General features: G+C 71.8%; 26 protein-coding genes. 11 read left to right on the top strand and 15 right to left on the bottom strand.

Annotated features, from left to right (window positions below):
* Positions 1-401: 401 nt before the first annotated feature.
* Positions 402-1,097 carry an SCO3374 family protein gene (locus tag IEY89_RS29535; RefSeq protein WP_189150569.1) on the top strand — a complete coding sequence of 232 codons (696 nt, stop codon included), beginning with the start codon at positions 402-404 and terminating at the stop codon, positions 1,095-1,097.
* On the opposite strand, the gene IEY89_RS29530 is transcribed toward IEY89_RS29535, so the two are convergent.
* The 10 genes from IEY89_RS29530 to IEY89_RS29485 all read right to left on the bottom strand — a co-directional run bounded on the left by IEY89_RS29530 (position 1,076) and on the right by IEY89_RS29485 (position 9,640).
* Positions 1,076-1,411, bottom strand: a complete 336-nt coding sequence (locus IEY89_RS29530; RefSeq protein WP_189150568.1) for a histone-like nucleoid-structuring protein Lsr2 — start codon at positions 1,409-1,411, stop codon at positions 1,076-1,078. The two genes, IEY89_RS29535 and IEY89_RS29530, sit on opposite strands and share 22 nt — an antisense overlap.
* A 227-nt stretch (positions 1,412-1,638) precedes the next feature.
* A complete protein-coding gene (locus IEY89_RS29525) occupies positions 1,639-2,172 on the bottom strand; it encodes an amino-acid N-acetyltransferase (protein WP_189150567.1) in 534 nt (177 codons plus the stop codon).
* Positions 2,173-2,181: 9 nt separating this feature from the next.
* On the bottom strand, positions 2,182-2,622 hold the full coding sequence (locus tag IEY89_RS29520; protein ID WP_229695471.1) for a BlaI/MecI/CopY family transcriptional regulator: 441 nt from the start codon (positions 2,620-2,622) through the stop codon (positions 2,182-2,184).
* A gap of 102 nt (positions 2,623-2,724) precedes the next feature.
* On the bottom strand, positions 2,725-2,907 hold the full coding sequence (locus tag IEY89_RS29515) for a hypothetical protein (RefSeq protein WP_189150565.1): 183 nt from the start codon (positions 2,905-2,907) through the stop codon (positions 2,725-2,727).
* Between the two features lie 136 nt (positions 2,908-3,043).
* A complete protein-coding gene (locus IEY89_RS29510) occupies positions 3,044-3,685 on the bottom strand; it encodes a hypothetical protein (RefSeq protein WP_189150604.1) in 642 nt (213 codons plus the stop codon).
* 192 nt (positions 3,686-3,877) lie between these two features.
* On the bottom strand, positions 3,878-4,675 hold the full coding sequence (locus IEY89_RS29505; protein ID WP_189150564.1) for a type III pantothenate kinase: 798 nt from the start codon (positions 4,673-4,675) through the stop codon (positions 3,878-3,880).
* Positions 4,676-4,685: 10 nt separating this feature from the next.
* Entirely contained in the window at positions 4,686-5,672 is a 987-nt protein-coding gene (gene nadC / locus IEY89_RS29500; protein ID WP_189150563.1) for a carboxylating nicotinate-nucleotide diphosphorylase, read from the bottom strand.
* 4 nt (positions 5,673-5,676) lie between these two features.
* Positions 5,677-7,428, bottom strand: coding sequence for an L-aspartate oxidase (locus IEY89_RS29495; protein WP_189150562.1), 1,752 nt, complete (start codon positions 7,426-7,428; stop codon positions 5,677-5,679).
* A gap of 239 nt (positions 7,429-7,667) precedes the next feature.
* Positions 7,668-8,690: a pantoate--beta-alanine ligase gene (gene panC / locus IEY89_RS29490; protein WP_189150561.1), complete on the bottom strand. Its 1,023-nt coding sequence runs from the start codon at positions 8,688-8,690 to the stop codon at positions 7,668-7,670.
* Entirely contained in the window at positions 8,687-9,640 is a 954-nt protein-coding gene (locus tag IEY89_RS29485) for a Rossmann-like and DUF2520 domain-containing protein (protein ID WP_189150560.1), read from the bottom strand. Before IEY89_RS29485 ends, panC begins: the two co-directional genes overlap by 4 nt.
* A 193-nt stretch (positions 9,641-9,833) precedes the next feature.
* On the opposite strand from IEY89_RS29485, the gene IEY89_RS29480 reads away from it, so the two are divergent.
* Positions 9,834-11,036 carry a threonine aldolase family protein gene (locus IEY89_RS29480; protein ID WP_189150559.1) on the top strand — a complete coding sequence of 401 codons (1,203 nt, stop codon included), beginning with the start codon at positions 9,834-9,836 and terminating at the stop codon, positions 11,034-11,036.
* Between the two features lie 137 nt (positions 11,037-11,173).
* Here IEY89_RS29480 and IEY89_RS29475 read toward each other — a convergent pair whose 3' ends face one another.
* Positions 11,174-11,845 (bottom strand): response regulator transcription factor, encoded by a 672-nt coding sequence (locus IEY89_RS29475; protein ID WP_189150558.1) that lies wholly within the window; start codon positions 11,843-11,845, stop codon positions 11,174-11,176.
* Positions 11,846-11,904: 59 nt separating this feature from the next.
* Positions 11,905-13,104, bottom strand: a complete 1,200-nt coding sequence (locus IEY89_RS29470) for a sensor histidine kinase (protein WP_189150557.1) — start codon at positions 13,102-13,104, stop codon at positions 11,905-11,907.
* Positions 13,105-13,235: 131 nt separating this feature from the next.
* On the opposite strand from IEY89_RS29470, the gene IEY89_RS29465 reads away from it, so the two are divergent.
* On the top strand, positions 13,236-14,249 hold the full coding sequence (locus IEY89_RS29465) for an SAM-dependent methyltransferase (protein WP_189150556.1): 1,014 nt from the start codon (positions 13,236-13,238) through the stop codon (positions 14,247-14,249).
* A gap of 88 nt (positions 14,250-14,337) precedes the next feature.
* Here IEY89_RS29465 and IEY89_RS29460 read toward each other — a convergent pair whose 3' ends face one another.
* A complete protein-coding gene (locus tag IEY89_RS29460) occupies positions 14,338-15,489 on the bottom strand; it encodes an NADH-quinone oxidoreductase subunit D (protein ID WP_189150603.1) in 1,152 nt (383 codons plus the stop codon).
* Between the two features lie 40 nt (positions 15,490-15,529).
* On the opposite strand from IEY89_RS29460, the gene IEY89_RS29455 reads away from it, so the two are divergent.
* Positions 15,530-16,057, top strand: a complete 528-nt coding sequence (locus tag IEY89_RS29455; protein ID WP_189150555.1) for a PH domain-containing protein — start codon at positions 15,530-15,532, stop codon at positions 16,055-16,057.
* On the top strand, positions 16,054-17,391 hold the full coding sequence (locus IEY89_RS29450; protein WP_189150554.1) for a PH domain-containing protein: 1,338 nt from the start codon (positions 16,054-16,056) through the stop codon (positions 17,389-17,391). The genes IEY89_RS29455 and IEY89_RS29450 overlap by 4 nt, the downstream gene beginning before the upstream one ends.
* 47 nt (positions 17,392-17,438) lie before the next feature.
* Here IEY89_RS29450 and IEY89_RS29445 read toward each other — a convergent pair whose 3' ends face one another.
* On the bottom strand, positions 17,439-18,791 hold the full coding sequence (locus tag IEY89_RS29445) for a coiled-coil domain-containing protein (RefSeq protein WP_189150553.1): 1,353 nt from the start codon (positions 18,789-18,791) through the stop codon (positions 17,439-17,441).
* Positions 18,792-18,879: 88 nt separating this feature from the next.
* Positions 18,880-20,001, bottom strand: coding sequence for an alpha/beta hydrolase (locus IEY89_RS29440; protein ID WP_189150552.1), 1,122 nt, complete (start codon positions 19,999-20,001; stop codon positions 18,880-18,882).
* 224 nt (positions 20,002-20,225) lie between these two features.
* Here IEY89_RS29440 and IEY89_RS29435 point away from each other — a divergent pair, with 224 nt between their 5' ends.
* The 6 genes from IEY89_RS29435 to IEY89_RS29410 all read left to right on the top strand — a co-directional run bounded on the left by IEY89_RS29435 (position 20,226) and on the right by IEY89_RS29410 (position 25,401).
* Entirely contained in the window at positions 20,226-22,037 is a 1,812-nt protein-coding gene (locus IEY89_RS29435) for a phosphatidylglycerol lysyltransferase domain-containing protein (protein ID WP_189150551.1), read from the top strand.
* 140 nt (positions 22,038-22,177) lie between these two features.
* On the top strand, positions 22,178-23,074 hold the full coding sequence (folP, locus tag IEY89_RS29430; protein ID WP_189150550.1) for a dihydropteroate synthase: 897 nt from the start codon (positions 22,178-22,180) through the stop codon (positions 23,072-23,074).
* Positions 23,071-23,580, top strand: coding sequence for a nuclear transport factor 2 family protein (locus tag IEY89_RS29425; protein WP_189150549.1), 510 nt, complete (start codon positions 23,071-23,073; stop codon positions 23,578-23,580). The genes folP and IEY89_RS29425 overlap by 4 nt, the downstream gene beginning before the upstream one ends.
* A gap of 311 nt (positions 23,581-23,891) precedes the next feature.
* Complete coding sequence (folB, locus tag IEY89_RS29420) at positions 23,892-24,251, top strand: dihydroneopterin aldolase (RefSeq protein WP_189150548.1); 360 nt, start codon at positions 23,892-23,894, stop codon at positions 24,249-24,251.
* On the top strand, positions 24,248-24,859 hold the full coding sequence (folK, locus tag IEY89_RS29415) for a 2-amino-4-hydroxy-6-hydroxymethyldihydropteridine diphosphokinase (RefSeq protein WP_189150547.1): 612 nt from the start codon (positions 24,248-24,250) through the stop codon (positions 24,857-24,859). The genes folB and folK overlap by 4 nt, the downstream gene beginning before the upstream one ends.
* Positions 24,860-24,918: 59 nt before the next feature.
* On the top strand, positions 24,919-25,401 hold the full coding sequence (locus tag IEY89_RS29410; protein ID WP_189150546.1) for a DUF3180 domain-containing protein: 483 nt from the start codon (positions 24,919-24,921) through the stop codon (positions 25,399-25,401).
* The last annotated feature ends 47 nt before the right edge of the window (positions 25,402-25,448 follow it).

Raw genomic sequence — 25,448 nt, 5'->3', positions numbered from 1 at the left:
CTCCCCTCCCTGTCCTTCCGCAGCTTAGTCCCGCAAGCGGGGACCGCTCATTCCAACTGCCGACACCGGACCGAGAACCAACACAGCCTCCTGACCCCGTACGCCGACATATGCTCCAACCCGATCGTGCGAGACGATGTTCCCGCAGGCCAGGGAGATACCCTCACTATCAGTACGCCGATGGCGAACGTGAGACGCCCTTTTCTGCGTGTCGCCCCCTCCCACTAGGGATGTCTTACCCGTACGGACCGACACTCCATGCCGGATGCACGGGTTCCCTCCGCTACGGGCGAACAACCTTGCGCCGCCGAACTACTCTGGGCCTCCCCGGAATCGGCACTCTGCGCGTCCGAGTGGACACCCAGCGTAACTCGCGGCCTCTCCCGGCGGTTGGCTTTGGCATGGTCCCCACGGTCCCCCCTCCTCGTCGCCCTCTTGATACGGGCGACACGTCCGCTGGTCTCACGAGCGACGCCGGCAGCGATGCCACCGGTGACGTCACCCGTGACGTCCGCCGCTGGTACGAGAACGAACTGGGATGGGCGACAGTGCCCGGTCCCGGCTCCTCGGGGCTTCCGCCGTTACTGGCCGTGGGTCTGCGCTTCGACGTGCTGGACGTGCCGGCCGAAGCGGGCTTCGCGGCGCTGAGCCACCGGGCGCGGACGCGAGCGCCGGGTTCCCCGGTGGCCCTGTGCGGGGACCGGATGCTGCTGCTGGTGGCCGCGGGCAGCGCGGACGAGTTGCCGGGGCTGCTGGACTGGCTGGAGTGGGGCGGGCTCACACCGGAGCTGAAGGCGATCGGCACGGGCGGTCACATCGAGGCACCCCTGCCGCCGGGGCATCCCGCACGTCCCGCGCTTCCCGGATTTCCCGGCGGTACGGGCGACGTGCCGGGCCGGAGAAATCCGCAGGGGGCCGCTGTCTGGCTGCGGCCCCCTGAAACAGGGTGCGGGACGGAAATCCCGCTGCCGACGATGTCGGCCCTGGGGGACGTCGGAGGCGCCCCCGATCTCGTACGGCTGGTGGACACGCTGGCGACGCAATGCCATCGCATCCGACTGCGGCGCGCGAGCGCTCAGCCGTTGGCCTTCTCGTAAGCCTCGCGAATGGACGCGGGAACACGACCGCGGTCATTGACCTCGTGGCCGTTCTCCTTCGCCCAGGCACGGATCTGTGCGGTGTCCTGGCTGCCGCCGGCGGCGACGCGCGCCTTTCCACGCCCACCCGAAGCACGGCCTCCGGTACGACGGCCGCCCTTGACGTAGGCGTCGAGGAGACCGCGAAGCTTGTCGGCATTGGCAGTCGTGAGGTCGATCTCGTACGTCTTGCCGTCCAACGCGAACGTCACGGTCTCGTCGGCCTCGCCGCCGTCGAGGTCGTCGACAAGAAGGACCTGAACCTTCTGTGCCACCGGATTTCCTTTCATCGATAACTCGGGAGCCGAGGCCGCGGCGTGCGCCGCCGATTCGCGTCCCCTGTTATATGCAGTACTGCAGTACATCGGAAAGCAAACCGCTTTTGCCGGAAAAACACAAACCCCCGGGAGAGACCGACCTCCCTTCCCCGGGCCGGAAACGTGCGCGTTTCGGACATAGGGAACCAGGGCAGGGCGACCGACGGGAATTGCCCGATGCCCGATCACAGATGCAGAAGCATCCGGCTGTTGCCCAAGGTGTTCGGTTTCACTCGTTCGAGACCGAGGAACTCCGCGACACCCTCGTCATAGGAACGCAGCAGCTCGGCGTAGACATCGGTGTCGACAGGCGTCTCACCGATCTCCACGAAGCCGTGCTTCCCGAAGAAGTCCACTTCAAAGGTCAGACAGAAAACGCGACGAACACCGAGCCAGCGGGCGGTCTGCAGCAACTTCTCCAGCAACTGATGCCCTACACCGGAACCTCTGAGGTCGGGGTTCACGGCGAGAGTGCGGACTTCGGCGAGGTCTTCCCACATGACATGGAGAGCACCGCACCCCACGACCTCACCGTTGTCGTCGCGTTCCGCGACCCAGAACTCCTGGATGTCCTCGTAAAGCGTCACCGTTGCTTTGTCGAGCAGGATACGGCCACGGACGAACGAGTCAAGGAGTCCGCGTACGGCCTGGACATCGCTGGTCCTGGCCCGCCGGACGGTGATGGCTTTCGCTGTGACTTCGGGACGGATCGCTGACATGAGCGGACGCTATCGCCCGGTGGGGTCCTGGACCGAGGCGGGGTTCTCGTCGGCGGTATGTTCCGCGGCTTCGGTCCGTTCGGTCTGTTCGGTCTGTTCGACCTGCTGGGACCGTTCGACCTGTTCCGGCCCTTCGACGATGTGAACGGCATCCCTGAGGGCGAGCCGCTGTTCTTCGCTCATCATGCCGAAGAAGGCGACGAGAGCGGCGGCGGGGTTGTCACTCTGGGACCACGCGTCGTTCATCAGCGCCGCCGAGTAGGCGGCGCGGGTGGAGACCGCCTCATATCGATAGGCACGGCCTTCCGCCTCGCGACGGACCCAGCCCTTCTGATGGAGATTGTCCAGAACGGTCATCACCGTGGTGTACGCGATGGACCGTTCCTGCCGAAGGTCTTCCAGGACTTCCCGAACGGTGACCGGGCGGTTCCACTTCCACACCCGCGTCATGACCGCGTCTTCGAGTTCTCCCAATGGGCGAGGCACAACTCAGCACACTAGTGGGAGAAACGGTGAATAGCGCGAAGGACGTGCGCATTCACCACCAAACACCTAGGAAACGGGGCGATCCTGTCCGGCCTGCCGGGCGTGCTCGGCCGAAGCGAGAGCGGCGTCGACGACCGCGTCCTCCTTGGCCTTGTTGGCACCGCCCTGACTCTTCACCATCGTCACGATCACAGCGGTGAAGAGCACGGCCATCACTACGGGGGGCACGAGCGCGGAGACGTAGTCCATGGGGTCCAGAGTAGCCAGGCCCGAAGAAAGGCCCGGGCGGGGGCCCGGGCCTTCGGCAATCGCCGCTCTGTTCAGCCTGTCTGTTCAGCCTGTCTGTTCGGTCTGTCTGCTCGGTCTGTCTGCTCGGTCTGCCTGTTCAGCCCACGGCGAGTTGTTGTGGGGGATTCGCCGGCGGGGTGGGCTTGCGGCGCGGGAAGACCTCGCCCGGGGTGGGGACGGGGCGGGCGGGCCTGGGGGCGTTGGGCGCGGGCCGGGGAGCGGGGGCGGGCCGCTCGTGCGGCTGCTTCTCCGCGGGCTTCTCCCCGGGCTTCCTGGCGGGCTCCTCGGTGGCGAGACCGCCGGGCAGGGCCAGGAGACGGGTGCGGGAGGCGGGCACCGTGGGCGCGACCGGTGGCCGGCCGGCCACTCTGGCGCCCAGTCGGGCCCGTACGTCCCGCTCGGCGTGCCGCAGACAGCGGTCCAGGAGGGCCGCGGCGACCGGATTCCCCCGCAGCGCCCGGAGGGCGGCGAGGTCGTCCGCGATCGGGCGGTACCCCGAACTCAGCGCCTCCTCCAGGAGCGTGAGGAAGCCGGCGGTGGTGCCGGGCAGGGCGGCGCGGTAGCGGGCGAGGTCGGCCACGAGGAAGGCCCGCAGCCTGGCCCCCTCGTGCGCCGCCTCGTCGACGGACTCGGCGAGCCGGAGACAGTCCTGGACGTCCTCTGCGGAGGCGGGGCCGGGGTGGAGGGCGAGGGCGAGGGCGCGACGGAGCACACGCAGCTCCTCCGCACCGAACGCCATGCCGCCGCGAGATCCGAATGGCGTGGGCATGCGGCGACGATACGCGCTAATCAGACAAATCCGGCATCACGGAAGGGCGTGGCGCGCCTTTTCAGCCCGTCCGGCGTGTGAGGACGAGCGCGTTCAGCGCGAACGGGGGTTCGGGGGCGGAGCCCCCGAGGACGGGACGGGTCAGGGCGGCGGGGGCGGATCTCACATACGGGACACGTTCCGCTCGTACACCAGCCGCAGCCCGATCAGCGTCAGCCACGGCTCGTGCTCGTCGATCACCGACGCCTCGCCCAGCACCATCGGCGCCAGGCCGCCCGTGGCGATCACCGTCACCTCGTCCGGGTCCTCCGCCAGCTCCTTGGCCATCCGTGTCACCACACCGTCCACCTGACCGGCGAACCCGTAGATGATGCCTGCCTGCATCGCCTCGACCGTGTTCTTGCCGATCACCGCCCGGGGCCGCGCCACCTCGATCTTCCGCAGCTGCGCCCCCTTCACCCCGAGCGCCTCGACCGAGATCTCGATCCCGGGCGCGATCACCCCGCCGACGTACTCCCCGCGCGCGGACACCGCGTCGAACGTGGTCGCCGTACCGAAGTCGACGACGATCGCGGGACCGCCGTAGAGCTCGACGGCGGCGACCGCGTTGATGATGCGGTCCGCGCCGACCTCCTTCGGGTTGTCGGTGAGGATCGGTACGCCCGTCTTCACGCCGGGTTCGACCAGCACCGCCGGCACATCGCCGTAGTACCGCCGCGTCACCTCACGCAGCTCGTGCAGCACCGACGGCACGGTCGCGCAGATGGCGATGCCGTCGATGCCGTCGCCCAGCTCGTCCCCGAGGAGCGGGTGCATGCCCATGAGTCCCTGGAGGAGGACCGCGAGTTCGTCGGCGGTGCGGCGCGCGTCCGTGGAGATGCGCCAGTGCTCGACGATCTCGTCGCCGTCGAAGAGGCCCAGGACGGTGTGGGTGTTTCCTACGTCGATGGTCAGCAGCATGGCCGTGTACCTACTCCGCCGCTCGCAGGTCGAGACCGATGTCGAGGATCGGCGAGGAGTGGGTGAGGGCGCCGACCGCCAGGTAGTCGACGCCGGTGTCGGCGTATTCCTTGGCGTTCTTCAGGATGAGCCGGCCCGAGACCTCCAGCACGGCGCGGCCGTCGACGACCGCGACGGCCTCGTCGCACTCGCCGGGGGTGAAGTTGTCCAGGAGGATCAGGTCGGCGCCCGCGTCGACGACCTCGCGCAGCTGGTGCAGCGTGTCGACCTCGACCTCGATCGGTACGTCCGGGAAGGCGTCCCGTACGGCCTTGAAGGCCTGGGCGACGCCGCCGGCGGCGACCACGTGGTTGTCCTTGACGAGGGCCGCGTCCGACAGGGACATGCGGTGGTTGACACCGCCGCCGCAGCGGACCGCGTACTTCTCCAGGGAGCGCAGGCCGGGAGTCGTCTTGCGGGTGTCGCGCACGCGGGCCTTGGTGCCCTCCAGGACGTCCGCCCACGCGCGCGTGGCGGTCGCGATGCCGGACAGGCGGCACAGGAGGTTGAGGGCGCTGCGCTCGGCCGTCAGGAGGTCACGGGTGCGGGTCGTGACGCTGAGCAGCTTCTGGCCGGCCTCGACCCGGTCGCCGTCCTCGACGTGCCGCTCGACCTCGAACTCGTCGGTGCAGACCACGGAGACGACCGCCTCGGCGATCCGCAGGCCGGCGACGACGCCTCCCTCGCGGGCGGTGAAGTCGGCGGTGGCGCGGGCCTCCTCGGGGATGGTCGCGACGGTCGTCACGTCCACGCCGTGGTCGAGGTCCTCCTGGATGGCGACGTTGGCGATGTCCTCGACCTCCAGGGGGTCGAGGCCGGCGTCGGCGAGGAGGGCGGCGAGCGCGGGGTCGAGGCCGCACTCCAGGTACACCTCGTCCGTCATGTCGGAGGCAGCGCCGCAGGCGCAGCCGTCGCCGCAGCCGCCGCTCTGGGCGAGGGGAAGGTCGGGGGTGCTCACTCTGTCACTGCTCCTGGGGACGGTGCTCCGGCTGATGATGCCGGGTCGGGGGGAAGTCTGCGGTGTCGGTGGTGTGTACGGCCAGCGTCCGGTCCGGATTCAGCCGTACGACGATGTGGCGGTGCCAGGTCGTGTCGTCGCGATCGGCGTGGTCCTCGCGCCAGTGGCAGCCGCGGGTCTCCTCGCGCAGGCGGGCGGCGGTGACCAGGACGCGGGCCACGCACAGGAGGTTGGTGGCCTCCCAGGTGTCGACGCCGGGCTCGGCGGTCTTGCCGTTCTCGTCGAGGGCGTCGCGGGCGTCGGTGTGCAGTTTCTGGATGGCCGCGGCGGCCGTGTCCAGGGAGACCGCGGAGCGCAGCACTCCGGCGCCCTCGGTCATGATGCGCTGGATCGCGAAGCGGGCCTCGGGGGCGAGCAGCGGGTGCGCGGGCTTCTCCGGGTGCGGGACGGGTGCGGGCACGCGCGCGTGGAGGCCGCTTCCGGCGTGGGCCGCGGTGATGTCGGCGACGATGCGCTCGGCGTAGACCAGGCCCTCCAGGAGGGAGTTGGACGCGAGTCGGTTGGCGCCGTGGACGCCGGTGCAGGCCACCTCGCCGCACGCGTACAGGCCGGGGACGGTCGTGCGGCCCCGCGAGTCGGTGCGGACGCCGCCGGAGGCGTAGTGGGCGGCCGGGGCGACCGGGACGGGCTCGGTGATCGGGTCGATGCCGTGGGCGCGGCAGGCGGCGAGGATCGTCGGGAAGCGGTGTTCCCACATGTGGGCGCCGAAGTGCCGGGCGTCCAGGAACATGTGTTCGGCGCCCTGTTCCTGCATGCGGCGCATGATGCCCTTGGCGACGATGTCCCGGGGCGCGAGTTCGCCGAGTTCGTGCTGGCCGGTCATGAAGCGCACGCCGGCGGCGTCGACGAGGTGGGCGCCCTCACCGCGTACCGCCTCGGAGACGAGCGGCTGCTGGCCCTCGGCGTCGGCCCCCAGGAAGAGCACCGTGGGGTGGAACTGGACGAACTCGAGGTCGCTTACCTCGGCGCCCGCGCGCAGGGCGAGGGCGACGCCGTCGCCGGTCGACACGGACGGGTTGGTGGTCGCGGAGAAGACCTGCCCCATGCCGCCGGTGGCGAGGACCACGGCGGGCGCGTGGACGGCTCCCACGCCGTCGTGCTGGCCCTCTCCCATGACGTGCAGGGTCACGCCCGCCGTACGGCCGTCGGCGTCCGTCAGGAGGTCCAGGACGAGCGCGTTCTCGACCGTGCGCAGGCCGCGCGCGCGGACGGCCTCGACGAGGGCGCGGGAGATCTCCGCGCCGGTCGCGTCGCCGCCCGCGTGCGCTATCCGGCGGCGGTGGTGGCCGCCCTCGCGGGTCAGTTCCAGTCCTCCCTCGGAGGACTCGTCGAAGTGGGCGCCTGTCTCGATGAGCCGCCGTACGGCGTCCGGTCCCTCGGTGACGAGGATCCGGACGGCCTCCTCGTCGCATAGGCCCGCGCCGGCCACCAGCGTGTCGTCCAGGTGCTGTTCGGGGGTGTCGCCCTCGCCCAGGGCCGCCGCGATGCCGCCCTGGGCCCAGCGGGTGGAGCCGTCGTCGAGGCGGGCCTTGGTGACGACGACCGTCTTCAGGCCGGCCGCGTCGCAGCGCAGGGCGGCGGTGAGCCCGGCGACACCGGAGCCGACGACCACGACGTCCGCGGACAGGGCCCAGCCGGGGGCGGGGGCGTGCAGCCGTATGCCGGTGGAGGTGCCGGCGCCAGGGCCTGCCGTCACATTCCCGTCGTCCGCCCGGAGGGCGGGCCTGGCGCCCGCCGCGGCAGCGGCTCGTGTCTGAGTAGGTGCGTGCTCTCGGCGTGCCGGGCGCGGGCCCTCGTACTGGTTGTACGTGGGACTGTGCCCGGTGCGGCGAATGGGGGTCCCCCCGGCCGGAGGCTGGGGGAGCGTGCATGGCGTCGCCAGGCAGGCGGGAACGTGACGACAGGCCCTAGGGCCGGCGGTGGGGCCTGTGGTGCTCACGAGGCGGCTCCGGGGGGTCCGAAAACGAGAGGGATGTTGTCGATCAGCCGGGTCGTCCCGACCTTGGCCGCGACGGCGAGGACGGCTTCGCCCGTGAAGTCGTCCGGGATCTCGGTGAAGTCGGCGGGGTCGACCAGGGCGAGGTAGTCGAGGACCAGCGGGGGGCGGAGGCGGGCCGCGTCGTCCAGGAGGAGGCGGGCGGCGGCCCGGACGGCGGCGGGAGCGCCACCGGGGACCTTCGCGACGGCGTGCGCGTCGGCGGCGGCGCGGGATTCGCCGAGCGCGCTGAGTGCCTGGGCACGCGCGTGCGTGGCGGGCACTTCGCGGGCCCGCGCGCGCAGCGCCTCCTGGGCGGCGTGCCGGTCGCTGCCGGCGAGCAGGGCCTGGGAGAGGGCGAGCGCCGTACGCCGTTCCTCCGGGGAGAGGTAGCGGTTGCGGCTGGACAGGGCCAGGCCGTCGGCCTCGCGGACGGTCGGGACGCCGACGATCTCCACGCCGAAGTTCAGGTCGCGGACCATCCGGCGGATCATCGCGAGCTGCTGGGCGTCCTTCTGGCCGAAGAAGGCCACGTCGGGCCGGGTGAGGTGGAGCAGCTTGGCGACGACGGTGAGCATGCCGTCGAAGTGCCCGGGACGCGTGGCCCCTTCCAGCCGCTCCCCCATGGGGCCCGCGCTGATCCGCACCTGGGGCTCGCCGCCCGGGTAGACCTCCTCCACGGAGGGGGCGAACACGGCGTCCGCGCCCGCCTGTTCGGCGAGTTCGACGTCGGCGTCGAGGGTGCGCGGGTAGCGGTCGAGGTCCTCGCCCTTGCCGAACTGGAGAGGGTTGACGAAGACGGTGACGGTGACGAAGCCCTTGGGACCGACGTGTTCGCGGGCGGCCCGGATCAGGGTGGCGTGGCCTTCGTGGAGGGCGCCCATGGTCATGACGACGGCGTTGTGTCCCGGCACACCGATGTGCCCGTGGGCGTCCGCCAGAGCGTCGGTGTCGGACACGAGTCCCCAGAAACGGCTGCTCATCGGTCTCCCCCGTCGCTCTCGGGGCTTTCGGTGCTCGCGGGCGGGTTCGTGCCCTCCGCGAGGACCCCGAGGAGGTCTTCGGCCAGCTCCGGCTTGAGCAGGCCGTGCGCGAGCGCGCGGTCGGCGGTCGCGCGGGCCATCGCCAGATAGCCGGCGACGCTCTGCGGGGAGTGCTTTCGCAGCTCGGCGACATGCGCGGCGACGGTGCCCGCGTCGCCGCGCGCGACGGGCCCGGTGAGCGCCGCGTCCCCGGAGCGCAGCGCGTTGTCCAGGGCGGCGCCCAGCAGCGGGCCGAGCATCCGGTGGGGGGATTCGACGCCGGCCGCGCGCAACAGGTCCATGGACTCGGCGACCAGGGTCACCAGGTGGTTGGCGCCCAGGGCGAGGGCCGCGTGGTAGAGCGGGCGGCTCTCCTCGGCGATCCATTCGGGCTCGCCGCCCATCTCGATGACGAGGGCCTCGGCGGCCAGCCGCAGCTCGGGGCGCGCGGTGACCCCGAAGGAGCACCCGGCGAGCCGCTGGACGTCCACGGGGGTGCCGGTGAACGTCATGGCGGGGTGCAGGGCCAGCGGCAGCGCGCCGGCCCGCAGAGCGGGGTCCAGGACCTTCGCGCCGTACCGCCCGGAGGTGTGCACGAGCAGCTGTCCCGGGCGTACGGCGCCGGTCTCGGCGAGGCCCTCGACGAGACCGGGCAGGGCGTCGTCCGGGACGGTCAGCAGGACCAGGTCGGCGCGCTCCAGTACCTGGGCGGGCGACACGACGGGCACGTCCGGGAGCAGTTGTGCGGCTCTGCGGACGGAGGCGTCGGAGACCGCGGAGACGGCCACCGGACGGTGCCCGGCGAGCTGCAGGGCCGCGGCCAGCGCGGGGCCGACCCGTCCGGCACCGACCACGCCGACGGTGAGCCGCGCGGGGCGGTCCCTGGGGTCTGGCTGTTGGAATGTACTCACTCGACGGCGGCCTTCCCGTTCCAGTCCGCTCGGGGTACCGGACGATGTACCGGACGATTTCTCGTCATGTTAACGCGATCGGTCGAAGAGGCGTCCGGTTGTCCACAGGCTGTGGGTGCTCGCGCGCCCTCCGCGCACGGTCCCGCCGAAATCCGCGTGCCCTCCCGATCCCGCGCGCGGGATGATCCCGGGCATGAGCGATACGGCGGACGAGTGCGGGCGGCCGGGCGAGGAACCCGGCACGGACCAGGGCCCGGATCAGGCCACTGAGCAGGGCGGTAAGGAACGGCGGCAGCGGCGCCGGGCCGCGCTCCGGGGCGCCGAACGGGTCCTGGCGCGCCCGGGGTACCTGGGGACGGTCGGTCAGCGGCTGGCGCTGCTCGACGAGGCACGGGAGTCGTACGACCTGGACGAGCCGTCCGACATCTACGGCGGCGGGATCGTCGAGACCCTGGAGGAGCGGGTCGCCGGACTGCTCGGCAAGGAGGCCGCCGCCTTCTTCCCGACCGGCACGATGGCCCAGCAGGTGGCCCTGCGCTGCTGGGCGGGCCGGACCGGTAACCCAGCGGTCGCCCTGCACGCGCTCGCCCACCCCGAGGTGCACGAACGGAACGCGTTCAGCGTGGTCAGCGGACTGCGCCCGCTCCGGGTGACGAGCGAGCCCCGGATGCCGACGGCCGACGAGGTGCGCGACTTCGACGAGCCCTTCGGGACGCTGATGCTGGAACTGCCCCTCAGGGACGCCGGTTTCGTGCTGCCCACCTGGGAGGAGCTGTCCGAGGTGGTGGGGGCGGCTCGGGAACGCGACGCGGTGGTGCACTTCGACGGGGCCCGCCTGTGGGAGTCCACCACCCACTTCGGCCGCCCCCTGGACGAGATCGCGGACCTCGCGGACAGCGTGTACGTGTCGCTCTACAAGTCCCTCGACGGTTACGGCGGTGCCGTCCTGGCGGGCCCGCGGACCCTCGTCGAGGAGGCGAAGGCCTGGCGGCACCGGTACGGCGGCGCGGTCTTCCAGCAGTTCCCGACAGCCCTGTCCGCCCTCGTCGGCCTGGACCGTGAGCTGCCGCGCCTCCCGGAGTACGTGGCCCACGCGCGCGTGGTCGCCGCCGCGCTGCGCGAGGGCTTCGCGGCGGCCGGGGTGCCGTGGACGCGTGTCCACCCGGAGGTGCCGCACACGAACGAGTTCCAGGTCTGGCTTCCGTACGACCACGAGGCCGCCGCGGAGGCCGCGGTCCGGCAGGGCGAGGAGACGAGGACCCTCCTGTTCGCCGACGCGTGGAACCGCGGCGGCCCGGGCCTCGCGGTCACCGAGGTGTCCGTCCGTGCCGCCGGCCTGGAGTGGACGGCGGACGACGTGAAGGCGGCGGTGGCAGAGTTCGTGGGGCGGCTGTAGGGGCCCGCGGAAGCGTTCACGGGCACCTTGTCAGTGGCGGAGTGGACGCCACGAACGGCCCGGCCGGGCGGCGACTTCCTGGAGGGCGTCCTCGGGCAACCGGAGGGCCGACGGATCGCCCGACGGCGAACAGGCGGTCAGCCGGCCCCGCCGGCCCGCACGAGTCCCGTCTCGTACGCGAGGACGACCACCTGTACCCGGTCCCGCAGGCCCAGCTTGGTCAGGATGCGGCCCACATGGGTCTTCACGGTCGCCTCCGACAGGACCAGCCGGGCCGCGATCTCGCCGTTCGACAGGCCCTGGGCGACCAGGATCATGACCTCGCGCTCACGGTCGGTGAGCCGTTCCAGTTCCTTGTACTCGGGCTGCTTGCCGGTGGCCGGCAGCATGGGCGCGAAACGGTCGAGGAGCCGCCGGGTCGTCGAGGGGGCCACGACCGCGTCACCGCTGTGCACGGAGCGGATGGCGGTGAGGAGCTCGCCGGGCGGCACGTCCTTGAGCATGAAGCCGGAGGCACCCGCCTTCAGCCCCGAGAAGGCGTACTCGTCGAGGTCGAAGGTGGTGAGGATCAGCACCTTGGGCGGGTTGTCACCCTGGCAGATGCGCCGGGTGGTCTCCACCCCGTCGAGCTTCGGCATGCGTACGTCCATCAGCACCACGTCGACCTCGGTCTCCCGGAGCACCTGGAGAGCCTCGACGCCGTCGCCCGCCTCCGCCACGACGTCCATGTCCGGCTGAGCTGCGAGCACCATCCGGAACCCGGTGCGCAGCAGCACCTGGTCGTCGACGAGCATCACACGGATGTGCATGGCGGGGTCCTCCGGTCGGTACGTATCGAACATCAATGCGTTGATCGAACGTGCACGTGTCAATGGGCGGGTTTGAGCGGAAGCAGGGCGCTGATGCGAAAGCCGCCACCCGGGCGCGGGCCCGCGTCCAGGGTGCCGCCCACCATGCCGACCCGCTCGCGCATGCCGATCAGGCCGTGGCCCTGTCCGTCGGCGCCGCCCTCCTCGTAGTGCTCGTGCGGGGCGCCCTTGCCGTCGTCCTCGACGAGCAGGCCGAGACCGTCGTCGAAGTAGACCAGACGCACACTCGCTCCGGTGTTCGGGCCGCCGTGCTTGCGGGTGTTGGTGAGCGCCTCCTGCACGATGCGGTACGCCGTCAGCTCCACGCCGCTGGGCAGCGGACGCGGCGTGCCCTCGACCTTGTAGTCGACGGGCAGGCCCGACGTACGGCACTGCTCGATCAGGTCGTCGAGCTGCTCGACGTCGGGCTGCGGCACGTAGTCGCAGCCCTCCTGGTGTTCGCCGGTGCGCAGGACACCGAGCAGTCGGCGCATCTCGGCGAGGGCCTGGCGGCCGGTGCCGGAGATGGTCTCCAGGGCCTTCTTGGCCTGCTCGGGGGCGGTGTCGAGGACGTAGGCGGCGCCGTCGGCCTGGACCACCATCACGGACACGTTGTGCGCGACGACGTCGTGCAGCTCGCGGGCGATCCGGGCACGCTCGGCGGCGACCGCGACCTTGGCCTGTGCCTCGCGCTCCCGCTCCAGGCGGGCGGCACGCTCCTCCAGCTGGGCGAAGTAGGCGCGTCGGGTGCGCAACGAGTCGCCGAGCACCCAGGCGAGTGCGAAGGGCACCGCCAGGAAGACCACCACGGCGAGATTGCCCGCGGTGCTCGACTCCTGTTCCGGCCAGCGCAACTGGGCCAGCGGGGACGCGCACAGACCGCCGATCAGCGCGAAGCGCGAGGCCCAGGGGGGCCCGCTCGCCGCCACGGTGTAGACGATCACCAGCAGGGCGAAGTCGGCGGCCACCGGCTCGACGTCCAGGGCCAGCTGCGCCAGCCCGACCACGGCGGCCAGCACGAGCATCCGTTCGGGCATGCGCCGACGCAGCGCGATCACCAGGCACAGCAGGAGCGTCAGGACGGCGATCACCGCCGGGAACGCGGTGCCCGGAGTGTCCTGGAGGGCTCCGCTCACCATGGAGATCCCGAAGAGGAAGACGGCCCAGAAGCCGTCGACCCATGCCGGGTGTCTGCGGAGGAAGTCATAGACGCGTTGCACGTAACCCAGCGTAGGGAAGCGTTGTGCGTGCCGGGGTCAACCGGAGGGTCGATCCGCAACGCCCTCGCGTACTCCGCAAGGTGGAGACCCTCTCCCCTGGGTGGCGGGGGTCCAAGCCCTAGCCTGACCCCGTGGCAGGAGAGACGAGGGGCGCAACGGCGGGCTGGACGGCGGGCGAGTGGCGAGGCTGGCGTGCGGCGGCACAGGAGGCGCTCTACGGCGAACAGGGGTTCTACCGTCGGCCCGAGGGGCCCGCCGGGCACTTCCGTACGTCCGTCCACGCGTCGCCGCTCTTCGCCGGCGCCGTGGCGCGACTGCTGTGCCGGGTCGACGAGTCGCTGGGCCGCCCCGCGTCGCTCGGCTTCGTCGACATGGGCGCGGGCCGGGGCGAACTCGTCACCGGTGTCCTCGCGGCTCTTCCCCCGGAGGTGGCCGCCCGCGCGCGCGGGTACGCCGTCGAGCTGGCCGACCGCCCCGCGGACCTCGATCACCGCGTCGAGTGGCTGGCCGAGCCCCCCGGCGGCGTCACCGGACTGCTGTTCGCCAACGAGTGGCTGGACAACGTCCCCGTGGAGGTGGCGGAGGTGGACCCGGCGGGCGTACCGCGCCTGGTCCTCGTCCGCCCGGACGGGACCGAACGGCTCGGGGAGCCGGTCACCGGTGCGGAGGCGGAGTGGCTGGCGCGCTGGTGGCCGCTGCCCCCGGAGGCGGGGACGCGGGCCGAGATCGGGCTCCCCAGGGACACCGCCTGGGCCGCTGCCGGATCCACCGTCGACCGGGGGCTCGCCGTCGCCGTCGACTACGCCCACACGGCCGGTGCCCGGCCGCCCTTCGGGACGCTCACCGGTTTCCGGGCCGGCCGCGAGACGGCGCCCGTGCCGGACGGCTCGTGCGACCTGACCGCCCATGTGGCGCTGGACGCCTGCGCGGGGCCGGGGGCGCGCCTGCTGACCCAGCGGGAGTCCCTGCACGCCCTCGGGGTGGCCGGCGGGCGCCCTCCGCTGTCCCTGGCGTCCACGGACCCCGCGGCGTACGTACGGGCCCTGGCGGGCGCCGGAGAGGCCGCCGAGCTGACGGCGACAGGCGGGCTCGGGGACTTCGGATGGCTGGTGGAGCCGAGGGGGATCCCCGACCCGCTCCGCTGAGGGCCCGGCCCTGAGAACTCGACTCGGCCCTGCTTGGTGCTGCTTGGTGCTGCTTGGCGGTGCTGGGCGGTGCTGGGTGTCACCTGTCTTACTTGTCGATGTCTCCGACGACGAAGAACAGCGACCCCAGGATCGCCACCATGTCCGCGACCAGCGTGCCGGGCAGCAGGACCGCCAGCGCCTGGATGTTGTTGTAGGAGGCCGAGCGCAGCTTCAGCCGGTACGGGGTCTTCTCGCCCTTGCTGACGAGGTAGTAGCCGTTGATGCCGAGGGGGTTCTCGGTCCACGCGTACGTGTGCCCCTCGGGCGCCTTCAGGACCTTCGGCAGGCGCTGGTTGATCGGGCCGGGCTCCAGTTCGGCGAGGCGGTCGAGGCAGGCGTCGGCCAGGTCGAGCGCGTTGTGCGTCTGCTCCAGGAGGCACTCGAAGCGGGCGAGACAGTCGCCCTCCTGGCGGGTCACCACCTTCAGGGTGTCCTGGAGTTCCCCGTACGCCAGATACGGCTCGTCGCGGCGCAGGTCGAAGTCGACACCCGAGGCGCGCGCGATCGGCCCGCTCACGCCGTACGCGTGCACGGCCTCCGGCGGGAGCACGCCCACGCCGCGCGTGCGCCCCCGGAAGATCTCGTTGCCGAGGACCAGGTCGTCGAACCGGTCCATGCGCGAGCGCAGGGACGCGACGGAGTCACGCGCGCGCGTGGTCCACCCCGCCGGCAGGTCCTCCTTGAGGCCCCCCACGCGGTTGAACATGTAGTGCATGCGCCCGCCGGAGACCTCCTCCATGACGTGCTGGAGTTCCTCGCGTTCCGTGAACGCGTAGAAGATCGGCGTGATCCCGCCCAGCTCCAGCGGGTACGAGCCCAGGAACATCAGATGGTTCAGCACCCGGTTCAGCTCCGCGAGCAGCGTGCGCGTCCACACCGCGCGCGTGGGGACCTCCATGCCGAGCATCCGCTCCACGGCGAGGACCACACCCAGCTCGTTGGAGAACGCCGACAGCCAGTCGTGCCGGTTGGCCAGCATGATGATCTGACGGTAGTCACGCGCCTCGAAGAGCTTCTCCGCACCGCGGTGCATATAGCCGATCACCGGCTCCGCGTGCTGGATCCGCTCGCCGTCGAGCACCAGCCGCAGCCGCAGCACACCGTGCGTGGAGGGGTGCTGGGGCCCGATGTTGAGCACCATGTCGGTGCTCTCCGCGGCGCCGCCGATACCGACCGTGGTCTCCGTGGGCTCCGTCATGGGACTCATGGACACAGTCTGTCGTACGTACGCTTGCGGTATGGAGACGGGGAGCCCGGAAACCGCGGGCGAAACGCGAGGCGACGGGCACGGCGAAGGGCACGACGAGCCGGTGTGGACCGGGCTGCCGCGGGACCTGCTGCGGATGCGCCGGCTGCTGCTGGTGGTCTGGCTGGTGCCGCTGACGCTCGCTGCGGGGCTGCTGCCCGGCCTGCTCGCCGGGCCCGCCTGGGCGGCCTTCGCGCTGCTGCCGCTGGGCCTGCTGCTGTGGGGCTGGCCGATGCTGGGCCGCAACTGGGCCTCCTGGCGGTACGCCGAGCGCGCCGACGACCTGCTGATCAGCAGGGGGGTGCTGTGGCGCGAGGAGACGATCGTGCCGTACGGGCGGATGCAGCTGGTCGAGGTGACGTCGGGGCCCGTCGCACGGCACTTCGGGCTGGCCAGCGTGCAGTTGCACACGGCCGCCGCCGCGACCGACGCGCGCATCCCGGGCCTCGAACCGGCGGAGGCGGAACGGCTGCGGGACCGGCTGACCGAGCTCGGCCAGGCCCGATCGGCGGGACTGTGACGACCCCCGGCACCGAGACGGACGTACCCACGGAGAACGGCAAACAGCCGGTCGTCGAGCAGCGACTGCATCCCGTCACGCCGCTCAGGCGCGCGTGGGCGCCGATCGCCGTGCTCATCGGGTGGGCCGTGCACGACCCCAACCAGGCGCAGCGGCAACTGACCCGGCTGACCACCACGACCCTGCTGCTCGGACTCGCCGTGTGCCTCATCGGAGGCGCCCTGTACGGCTTTCTGACCTGGTGGTTCACCCACTTCGCGGTGACCGACAGCGAACTGCGCATCCGTACCGGTCTGTTGTTCCGGCGCACCGCGCACATCCGGCTCGAACGCATCCAGGCCGTCGACATCACCCAGCCGCTGCTGGCCCGGGTCGCCGGGGTCGCCAAGCTCAAGCTGGACGTCGTGGGGACGGACAAGAAGGACGAGCTGGCGTACCTGGGCGAGGGGCACGCGCGTGCCCTGCGGGCCGAACTCCTCGCCCGCGCTGCCGGGTTCGCCCCCGAGACCGCGCACGAGGTGGGCGAGGCGCCCGTCCGGCAGCTGCTGCACATCCCCGCGCGCGTGCTCGCCGTCTCCCTGGTGCTGACCGGCGCGACCTGGGGATCGCTGGCCGCCGCACTGGTCGTACCGCCGGTCCTCTGGTTCGCCACCCACAGCCTGTGGACAGTGCTCGCGACGGGCGTCCCACTGCTGGGCGCGGCGGGCGCGAGCAGCGTGGGCCGGTTCATCAGCGAGTACGACTGGACGGTCGGCGAGTCCCCGGACGGGCTGCGCATCGACCACGGCCTCCTGGACCGCACCCACGAGACGGTCCCGCCGGGGCGCGTGCAGACCGTGCGGATCGTGGAACCGCTGCTGTGGCGGCGCCGCGGGTGGGTCCGGGTGGAGCTGGACGTGGCGGGCTCGTCGAACTCGGTGCTGGTGCCGGTGGCCCCGCGTGAGATGGCGGAGGCGGTGATAGGCCGGGTGCTCCCCGGGGTGACGGTGCCCGCCTCGCTGTCGCGTCCGCCGCGCCGGGCGGGCTGGTGCCTGCCGTTCTGGTGGCGGGGCTACGGCATCGCCGTCACCGACAGCGTCTTCGTCTCCCGGCACGGGCTGCTGCGCCGCAGCCTGGCCCTGGTCCCGCACGCCAAGGTCCAGAGCGTACGGGTGGAGCAGGGGCCCTGGGCGCGCTTCAAGGGCCTCGCGGACGTCCACGTGGACACGGGAGCCAACAAGACCGTCACCGCCGGTCTACGGGACGCCCAGGAGGCCGCGGAGCTGCTGCGGGGGCAGGCGGAGCGCTCCCGGACGGGGCGGAGGGACGCGCGCCCGGACCGGTGGATGGCGTAACGGGCGCATGTGATCGAACGCGGCACGGGGTGACCGACCGTCAGGAATCAGGAGACCGCGCTCCGCAGCCCCTGCAGGTCGATCTGCTCGGTCTCGTCGTGCGCCGTCAGGTCGATCACCTGACCGATGCCGACTCCGCGCGACTCCTCGTCCACCGGCTTGAACTGCGCCTCGGACTCCGCCTTGTGCAGCGCGAGCGCCTCCTGCCCGACGACATCGGCGAGGTCCTCGTTCTGCACGGCGTCCAGCGCGGCCGACGCCTCCTCCTTCTCCGTACCGAAGAAGTCGAACCCGCCGGGGACGGCGGGCCTGCGCAGAGGCTCGGTCGTCGGTACGACGGCCACCGCGGTCGGCACGGTGTAGTGCCCGAAACCGCGCACGGGCTTGGCGGGCTTCGCCTCGGCGGGGGTGGCGGCGGCGCGCGTATGGCCGCGGGCCGCCTCGGACTTCCCCTTCGCCTCGTCCTCCCGCGCGGCCTCCGCCTTGTCGGCGTCGGGGCCGTCGGACCCGGCGGGCCCCGAGACCTCAGCCGGTATCTTCACGACGGCAGGAGCCGGAGCCGGAGCCGCCTTCGCCGGAACCTCGCCGTCGAACCTGGCCAGCGCCGCCCGCGCACGCAGGAACAGCGAGGAACCCGCCGGGGAGAAGATCGCCGGTGCCGCCGGGCTCTCCTGCGACTCCGTGTCCTTTACTGACTCCGTGTCCTCCGTGACGTCCGCAGTCCGTGCGCCGACCGCGCCCAGCGCCGCCGACACCCCGGCCGCCGCCGCGTCCAGCGCCGCCGCGTCGGAGTCGGTCTCTTCCACCTCGTCCGCCGGGTCCACCGACTCGCCCGACCCGGCCGGCAGCACCCGCGCCGCGCCCTTGGCCGCAGCCGGCTTCACGTCGACGTCCGTATCCGCGTCCGCATCGACGTCCGTATCCACGTCCGCGTCCTGCGGTCCCGAGGCCTCCAGCTCCAGCAGGCGCCTGCCCTCCAGCGCGCTGGCCCGCTCGGTCTCCGCCGTGGCGTACCGCCGCAGCAGCGCCGCGTGCTCGTTGCGCAGCCCCTGGAGCTCGGACCGCTTCGCACGCAGCTTCTGCTCCAGCTTGACGCGCAGCTCGCGGGACTCCTCCAGGTCGGTCTCCAACTCGGCGGCACGCTCCTCGTGCCGCCATTCGTCGCCCGCACGCGCGCGCGTGAGGTCGGCGACCTGCTTGCCCGCCTCCCCGTCCCAGCGGCGCATGACGGCCGCGCCGACGACCGTGACCGCCGCGGCGAACGCGGCGATCACCCGGAGGACGCCGGTATCCGTGAACACCCATGGCCCCAGGGCGCAGACGAGCGAGACGCCCGCGATCGCCGCAGGAGGCAGCAGCCGGTGCAGAGGTGGTGAATGGCGGTGACGTCCACGTGGCATGGCCAGAAACTTACCGCGCGTAGGCGAATCTTGGTGCCTCGCGCGGTAAAAACACGACAGCACCAGACCCTCCACAGGCCTTGGGGCATCAGCGCTCCGTCAGCCGCCCGCTGAGCCACTCCAGCGAACCCGGGATCTCCCGCCGCCAGGTGTTGAAGTTGTGGCCGCCGCTCTCCAGGACGATCGTCGAGATCCTGGTCGGGGCCTTCGTCCTGACGAGGTCCACGAACCGCATCGTCGGACCGTAGTTGGCCTCTCCGTGCCTGCTGGTGGTGACCAGCAGGGAGACGTCCGGCGGCGGCATGTGCTGGATGTACCACTCCAGGTCCGCGTGGCGCCGCAGCTTCTCGTCACCCTGGAAGAGGTCTCCCGTGGTGGCGTCGATCGGCGCCTTGTAGGACGGCGACAGACCCACCGCCGCCGTGTACACGCGCGGGTGGTGCATCGCGAGCTTCAGCGCGCAGTAGCCACCCGTCGAGTCGCCGATGATGCCCCAGCTGCCGGGCCTCGGTCCCACCCGGTAATGACCGGCGATCGCCGTCGGCAGGTCTTGGGCGAAGAACGTCTCCGTCTGCGGCCCGCCCGGCACGTCCACGCACTCGGTGTCCCGGGGCGGCGCCACGGTCGGCCGCAGCATCGCCAGGATCATCGGCTGCGCCCTGCCGTCCCCCGCCAACTCGTGCGCGGTGTTGGGGAAGTCGAGCTTGGTGATGAGGGCCTTGGCGGTCCCCGGATAGCCGGTCAGGACGACGACCACCGGGAAGGTGCGCTTCGCGTACTGCGGCTGGAAGTACTCCGGTGGCAGATAGACGTACGCCGGAGAGGTGATCCCCGTCTTCTTGCCGGCGACGCCGATCTTCTGGATCTGGCCGCCGACCCTGGGCAGATGACCGCCCGGCACACTCACCGACTGGGTGGACAGCACCTGGAAGCCGCCGTGCGCCCCGCTGCTCCGGTCGACGACCACCCCCTGGTCGGTCTCCTTGCCCAGGAGATCGTCCCAGGAGGCGTAGAAACCGAAACTCTGGTTGACGGCGAGACCGACCGAGGCGAACACCGCGACCTGGGTGGCCAGCAGCAGCACCGTCCGGCCGCCGACGGCCCGCCAGTTGCGGCGCGCCAGCCGGGGCCAGAACACGATCGTGCCGATGAACAGCAGGGCGGCGGCCAGGATCGCCAGCGCCAGCACTGTCTTGCTCGTGAGACCCATGACTGCAGTCGCCCACTCTCTTCGCCGGCGGCGCGCCCGCTTCCTTCACTGCGGCTTGCCCCGGGCTTTGGGTGTCCTTTGAAACGGCTTTCCACGGGGGAGTGAACCTCGTCCCCCGAGACACCGTCCTAGAGGGCGCAATGTCGCCGGATGCCGGATTGGCTCCGGATTCCAGGTCTCTCGCAGAACTACGGGATGCGATGTCTGTCAGGATAGATGGGGAAATGTCGGGCGAGGTTCCGGGACGAGCAAGCCGAGTACGGCGCATACTGCGCGGTCCGCGTCCCGAGGCCGTCCCCGCCGTCGTCGCCCGGGCCTGTGCGCTCGTGGGTCTGGTCGACATCGCCGCGGGAGTCTTCCCGCGCTTCAGGCACAGCCGGATGCACACCATCGCCGAGGTACTGCCCGGCGCGCTCGGCCCGTTCGCCGCCGCGCTCTCCCTCAGCACCGGCGTCCTCCTGCTGCTCCTCGCGCACGGCCTCAGGCGCCGCAAGCGCCGCGCCTGGCGCGCCGCGGTGGCCCTGCTGCCGGCCGGCGCCGTGGCCCAGTTCGCCTACCGGCACTCGCTCGTGGGGCTCGTCATCTCCGTACTCCTGCTGGTGGTGCTCCTGCGCCACCGCACCGAGTTCGAGGCGCTGCCCGACCCGCGCAGCCGCTGGCGCGCACTCACCAACTTCGTGCTGATGAGCGCCGGATCGCTCGCTCTCGGGCTGGTCGTGGTGAGCGCGCACGGCGACCGCATGTACGGCGACCCGAGCCTCGCGGACCGCATCACCCATGTCCTGTACGGCCTGTTCGGCTTCGAGGGCCCCGTCGACTACGACGGGCCCACCTCCTGGACCGTCGGCTACTCGCTAGGCGCCCTGGGCCTGCTGACCGCCATCACGACGATCTACTTCGCCTTCCGGCCCGAACACCCGGCCGCACACCTGACCGAGGAGGACGAGGACCGGCTGCGCGTGCTGCTCGACAAGCACGGCCGCCGCGACTCCCTCGGCCACTTCGCACTGCGCCGCGACAAGGCGGTCGTCTTCTCCCCCAGCGGCAAGGCCGCCGTCACCTACCGGGTGGTGTCCGGCGTGATGCTCGCCAGCGGCGATCCGATCGGCGACGTGGAGGCCTGGCCGGGCGCCATCGAACGCTTCATGGACGAGGCCAAGGCCCACTCCTGGACCCCCGCGGTCATGGGCTGCTCCGAGACCGGCGGCGAGGTCTGGACCCGCGAGACCGGCCTCGACGCCCTCGAACTGGGCGACGAGGCGGTGGTGGACGTCGCGGATTTCTCCCTCGCCGGGCGCGCGATGCGCAACGTGCGCCAGATGGTCAAGCGCATCGAACGCGCGGGCTACGAAACCCGGGTACGACGCATCCGTGACCTCGGGGAGAACGAGTTGGAGCGCGTCCGGCTCGCCGCGGAGGCCTGGCGCGGCACCGACACCGAGCGCGGCTTCTCCATGGCGCTGGGCCGCATCGGCGACCCGGGCGACGGCGACTGCCTGATCGCCACCGCCCACAAGACCGACGAGACCCCGGGCGAGTACGGCGACCTGAAGGCGATCCTGCACTTCGTGCCCTGGGGCGCCGACGGCGTCTCCCTGGACCTGATGCGGCGCGACCGCGCGGCGGACCCCGGCATGAACGAACTGCTCATCGTGGCAGCCCTGGAGGCAGCCCCCCGCCTCGGCGTCGCCCGTGTCTCCCTCAACTTCGCCATGTTCCGCGCGGCGCTGGCCCGCGGCGAGAAGATCGGCGCCGGGCCGGTCCTGCGCGCCTGGCGAGGCCTGCTGGTGTTCCTGTCCCGCTGGTTCCAGATCGAGTCCCTGTACAAGTTCAACGCCAAGTTCCGCCCCCGCTGGGAGCCGCGCTTCGTGGTCTACCGCACCTCCAGCGACCTGCCCCGCATCGGCCTCGCCGCGATGCAGGCGGAAGGCTTCGTCACCCTGGCCCTCCCCCGCTTCCTCCGCCGCCGCACCTCGCACCCGCGCCCGTGCGCCCACGGGGCGGCGGACAGAGGAACGACGGTCCGCGCGGTGTGAGGCGGTGCCGAGTACGGGGGGCTTTCGACCGAGCCGATTAACGAACCGAGACGGGTGGTTGGGTGGGAAACAAAAGGCCCAAGCCACAACGCACCCGCACCAAAGAACCCGCCCCACCGCCGGGGGCCTACGCTGAACGCATGAACAACCAGAGCGGACGCCGCCGCGTCAGCGGCCTCCCGGCCTGGGACCGCTGCGCGGTCATGGGCGTCGTGAACGTGACCCCGGACTCCTTCTCCGACGGGGGCCGCTGGTTCGACACGACCAACGCCGTCAAGCACGGCCTAGACCTGGTCACCGAGGGCGCCGACCTGGTGGACGTCGGCGGCGAGTCCACCCGCCCCGGCGCCACCCGAGTCGACGAGGCCGAGGAACTCAAGCGCGTCGTCCCCGTGGTCCGCGGCCTCGCCGCCGAGGGCGTCACCGTCTCCGTCGACACCATGCGCGCCTCGGTCGCCGAACAGGCCCTCGCGGCCGGCGCGGTCCTCGTCAACGACGTCAGCGGCGGCCTCGCGGACCCCGCGATGATCCCGGTCGTCGCGGACACGGGCGCCCCCTTCGTCGTCATGCACTGGCGCGGCTTCCTGGAGGGCGGCAACGTCAGGGGCGTGTACGCGGACGTCGTCTCCGAGGTCGTCGACGAACTCCACGCGCGCGTGGACGCCGTACTGGCCGGCGGTGTCTCCCCCGACCGGATCGTCGTCGACCCGGGCCTCGGCTTCTCCAAGGGCGCCGATCACGACCTGGCCCTCCTGGCCCACCTCGACCGTCTGCACGGCCTGGGCCACCCCCTCCTGGTCGCCGCGTCCCGGAAACGGTTCCTGGGGCGCGTACTGGCCGGCCCCGAGGGCGCCCCGCCGCCCGCGCGGGAACGCGACGCCGCCACCGCCGCCGTCTCCGCGCTCGCCGCCCACCAGGGCGCCTGGGCGGTCCGCGTCCACGAGGTCCGCGCCACCGCCGACGCCGTACGGGTCGCCCGCGCGGTCGAGGACGCTCGCGGCGCCGAAGCGGTCCGCAACGCCGGGGGAGCCCGGTGAGCGCGCCCCACCTCGACGTCGAGCAGGTCGAACTCGCCAACACCGCCTTCTACGAGGCACTGGAACAGGGCGACTTCGACGAGTTGTCCGCGCTCTGGCTCACCCCCGCCGACCTGGGCGTCGACGAGGAATACCACGACCCCGCGGAGAGCGGCGTGGTCTCCTGCGTGCACCCGGGCTGGCCGGTGCTGACCGGACGCGGCGAGGTGCTCCGCTCCTACGCGCTGATCATGGCCAACACCGAGTACATCCAGTTCTTCCTCACCGACGTGCATGTCTCCGTCACCGGTGACACCGCGCTGGTGACCTGCACCGAGAACATCCTCAGCGGCGGCCCGCCGCCGGAGGACGGCGACGAGCTGGGTCCGCTGGTCGGCCAGCTGGTCGTCGCCACCAACGTGTTCCGCCGCACCCCCGTCGGCTGGAAGATCTGGGCGCACCACGCCTCCCCGGTCCTCGCCGAGAGCGACGAGGACGACGCGGACGCCGACGACACGCCCTCCTGACGCCCATCTGTGGACCCTCCGCGCCCCCTTTGTGGTCCTTCTGTGGTCCTTCTGGCGTCCTCCTGGGCCGAACGCAGCAGAACGCGGTCGGACGTGGTTGGAATCACGAACACGGGGTAAGTGCGGCTACCAGCCCGTGAGCAGCCGTGTTCCCACGGGGAAACGCTCGATGAACCCTCTGGGTCATCACGTGGACCGGTCCTTCGCGGGGCCGGCACTGTCAGTGCTCGCGGGTAGATTCGGAAGTGGCTGCCGGGCCGACCGCCCCCGGACCGAAATGGCCGCCAACGACGATTGCAGGAGTGATTCGCGTGGATCGTGTCGCGCTGCGCGGCCTGAGGGCCCGTGGACACCACGGTGTGTTCCCGCAGGAGCGGGAAGAGGGCCAGACCTTCGTCGTGGACCTCTCCCTCGGCCTGGACACCCGTCCGGCCGCGGCCGACGACGACCTGGCGAAAACCGTGCACTACGGCATCGTGGCGGAGGAGGTCGTGGCCGTCGTCGAGGGCGAGCCCGTCGATCTCATAGAGACACTCGCCGAGCGCATCGCGCAGGTCTGTCTGAAGCACCAGGGCGTCCAGGAGGTCGAGGTGTGCGTCCACAAACCGGACGCGCCGATCACGGTCCCCTTCGACGACGTGACCATCACCATCACCCGGAGCCGAGTATGACCGCCTCGTTCACCGAGAGTCACAGCGACCCGACCGTCCAGCCGGTGCCCGCCTCCGTGGTGCAGCAGGTGGACGCCGCCGACACCACCCTGCACAACCCGAAACGCGCCGTCATCTCCCTCGGCTCGAACCTCGGCAACCGCCTGGAGACACTCCAGGGGGCCATCGACGCCCTGGAGGACACCCCGGGCGTCCGCATCAAGGCGGTCTCCCCCGTCTACGAGACGGAGCCGTGGGGGGTCCCGGCGGGCAGCCAGCCGTCGTACTTCAACGCGGTGGTCGTCCTGAAGACGACGCTGCCCCCGTCCTCGCTCCTGGAGCGCGCCCACGCGGTCGAGGACGCCTTCCACCGCGTCCGCGAGGAACGCTGGGGCGCGCGCACGATCGACGTCGACATCGTCGCGTACGCCGACGAGGTCTCCGACGACCCGACGCTCACCCTCCCCCACCCGCGCGCCCACGAGAGGGCTTTCGTTCTCGCCCCCTGGCACGACGTGGACCCCGAGGCCCAGCTCCCCGGCCGCGGCCCGGTGGCCACGCTCCTGGGGACCGTCGCCCTGGAAGGTGTCGCGCCCCGCGCCGACCTGGAACTCCAGCTGCCGGAATAGCCGTTAAGGTCATGACGACCGCAGGTCGGCGGTCCGGTCCGGGGAGCTGAAGGGGCACCGTGAGAGAGCTGCGCATCAAGATGCTGGCCGGCGTGTTCGTCGTCGCCGGAGTGCTCTCCTGGGCGGGCGCCCGGCTGTGGAACGCGGTGGGGACGCTCCCGAGCGTCCCGCTGGCCGCCCCCGTCGTCCTCGCGCTGATCGCCGTGGTCCTGCTGGCCACGGCCCTCTCCCTGCGCGCCCGCCTCAGGGCCCAGCGCGACCGGCAGCCCGGCGCCAAGGGTGTCGACCCCCTGATGGCCGCCCGCGCGGTCGTCTTCGGCCAGGCCAGCGCCCTGGTGGCCGCCCTGGTCGCCGGAATGTACGGCGGCACGGGCGCCTTCCTCCTGGAGTCCCTGGACATCCCGGCCCGCCGCGACCAGGCCGTCTACGCCGGCTTCTCGGTCCTGGCGGGCATCGCCGTCATCGCGGCGGCCTTCTTCCTGGAACGGGTCTGCAAACTCCCGGAGGACGAGGACAACAACGCGGGCACGGCCCCGGCGTAGACCCCCCGCCGGGAGCAGCGACCAGGGATCAGCGATCAGCGATCAGC

Source organism: Streptomyces lacrimifluminis, from assembly GCF_014646095.1.
In the GTDB taxonomy this organism is placed as follows: Bacteria; Actinomycetota; Actinomycetes; order Streptomycetales; family Streptomycetaceae; genus Streptomyces; species Streptomyces lacrimifluminis.
The sequence above is the reverse complement of the archived record's forward strand: the minus strand, read 5'-3'. Positions and strand labels throughout refer to the sequence as shown.

Bases quoted from the DNA above. Each gene is read 5' to 3' on its own strand.
- IEY89_RS29520 (WP_229695471.1), bottom strand. From the start codon at position 2,622: ATGACGCGGGTGTGGAAGTGGAACCGCCCGGTCACCGTTCGGGAAGTC.
- folP (WP_189150550.1), top strand. From the start codon at position 22,178: ATGAACAACCAGAGCGGACGCCGCCGCGTCAGCGGCCTCCCGGCCTGG.
- IEY89_RS29460 (WP_189150603.1), bottom strand. From the start codon at position 15,489: ATGACGGAGCCCACGGAGACCACGGTCGGTATCGGCGGCGCCGCGGAG.
- IEY89_RS29455 (WP_189150555.1), top strand. From the start codon at position 15,530: ATGGAGACGGGGAGCCCGGAAACCGCGGGCGAAACGCGAGGCGACGGG.
- IEY89_RS29535 (WP_189150569.1), top strand. From the start codon at position 402: ATGGTCCCCACGGTCCCCCCTCCTCGTCGCCCTCTTGATACGGGCGAC.
- IEY89_RS29505 (WP_189150564.1), bottom strand. From the start codon at position 4,675: ATGCTGCTGACCATCGACGTAGGAAACACCCACACCGTCCTGGGCCTC.
- IEY89_RS29510 (WP_189150604.1), bottom strand. From the start codon at position 3,685: ATGGCGTTCGGTGCGGAGGAGCTGCGTGTGCTCCGTCGCGCCCTCGCC.
- IEY89_RS29445 (WP_189150553.1), bottom strand. From the start codon at position 18,791: ATGCCACGTGGACGTCACCGCCATTCACCACCTCTGCACCGGCTGCTG.
- folK (WP_189150547.1), top strand. From the start codon at position 24,248: ATGACCGCCTCGTTCACCGAGAGTCACAGCGACCCGACCGTCCAGCCG.
- panC (WP_189150561.1), bottom strand. From the start codon at position 8,690: ATGAGCAGCCGTTTCTGGGGACTCGTGTCCGACACCGACGCTCTGGCG.
- IEY89_RS29515 (WP_189150565.1), bottom strand. From the start codon at position 2,907: ATGGACTACGTCTCCGCGCTCGTGCCCCCCGTAGTGATGGCCGTGCTC.
- IEY89_RS29435 (WP_189150551.1), top strand. From the start codon at position 20,226: ATGTCGGGCGAGGTTCCGGGACGAGCAAGCCGAGTACGGCGCATACTG.
- IEY89_RS29475 (WP_189150558.1), bottom strand. From the start codon at position 11,845: ATGCACATCCGTGTGATGCTCGTCGACGACCAGGTGCTGCTGCGCACC.
- IEY89_RS29525 (WP_189150567.1), bottom strand. From the start codon at position 2,172: ATGTCAGCGATCCGTCCCGAAGTCACAGCGAAAGCCATCACCGTCCGG.
- IEY89_RS29440 (WP_189150552.1), bottom strand. From the start codon at position 20,001: ATGGGTCTCACGAGCAAGACAGTGCTGGCGCTGGCGATCCTGGCCGCC.
- IEY89_RS29480 (WP_189150559.1), top strand. From the start codon at position 9,834: ATGAGCGATACGGCGGACGAGTGCGGGCGGCCGGGCGAGGAACCCGGC.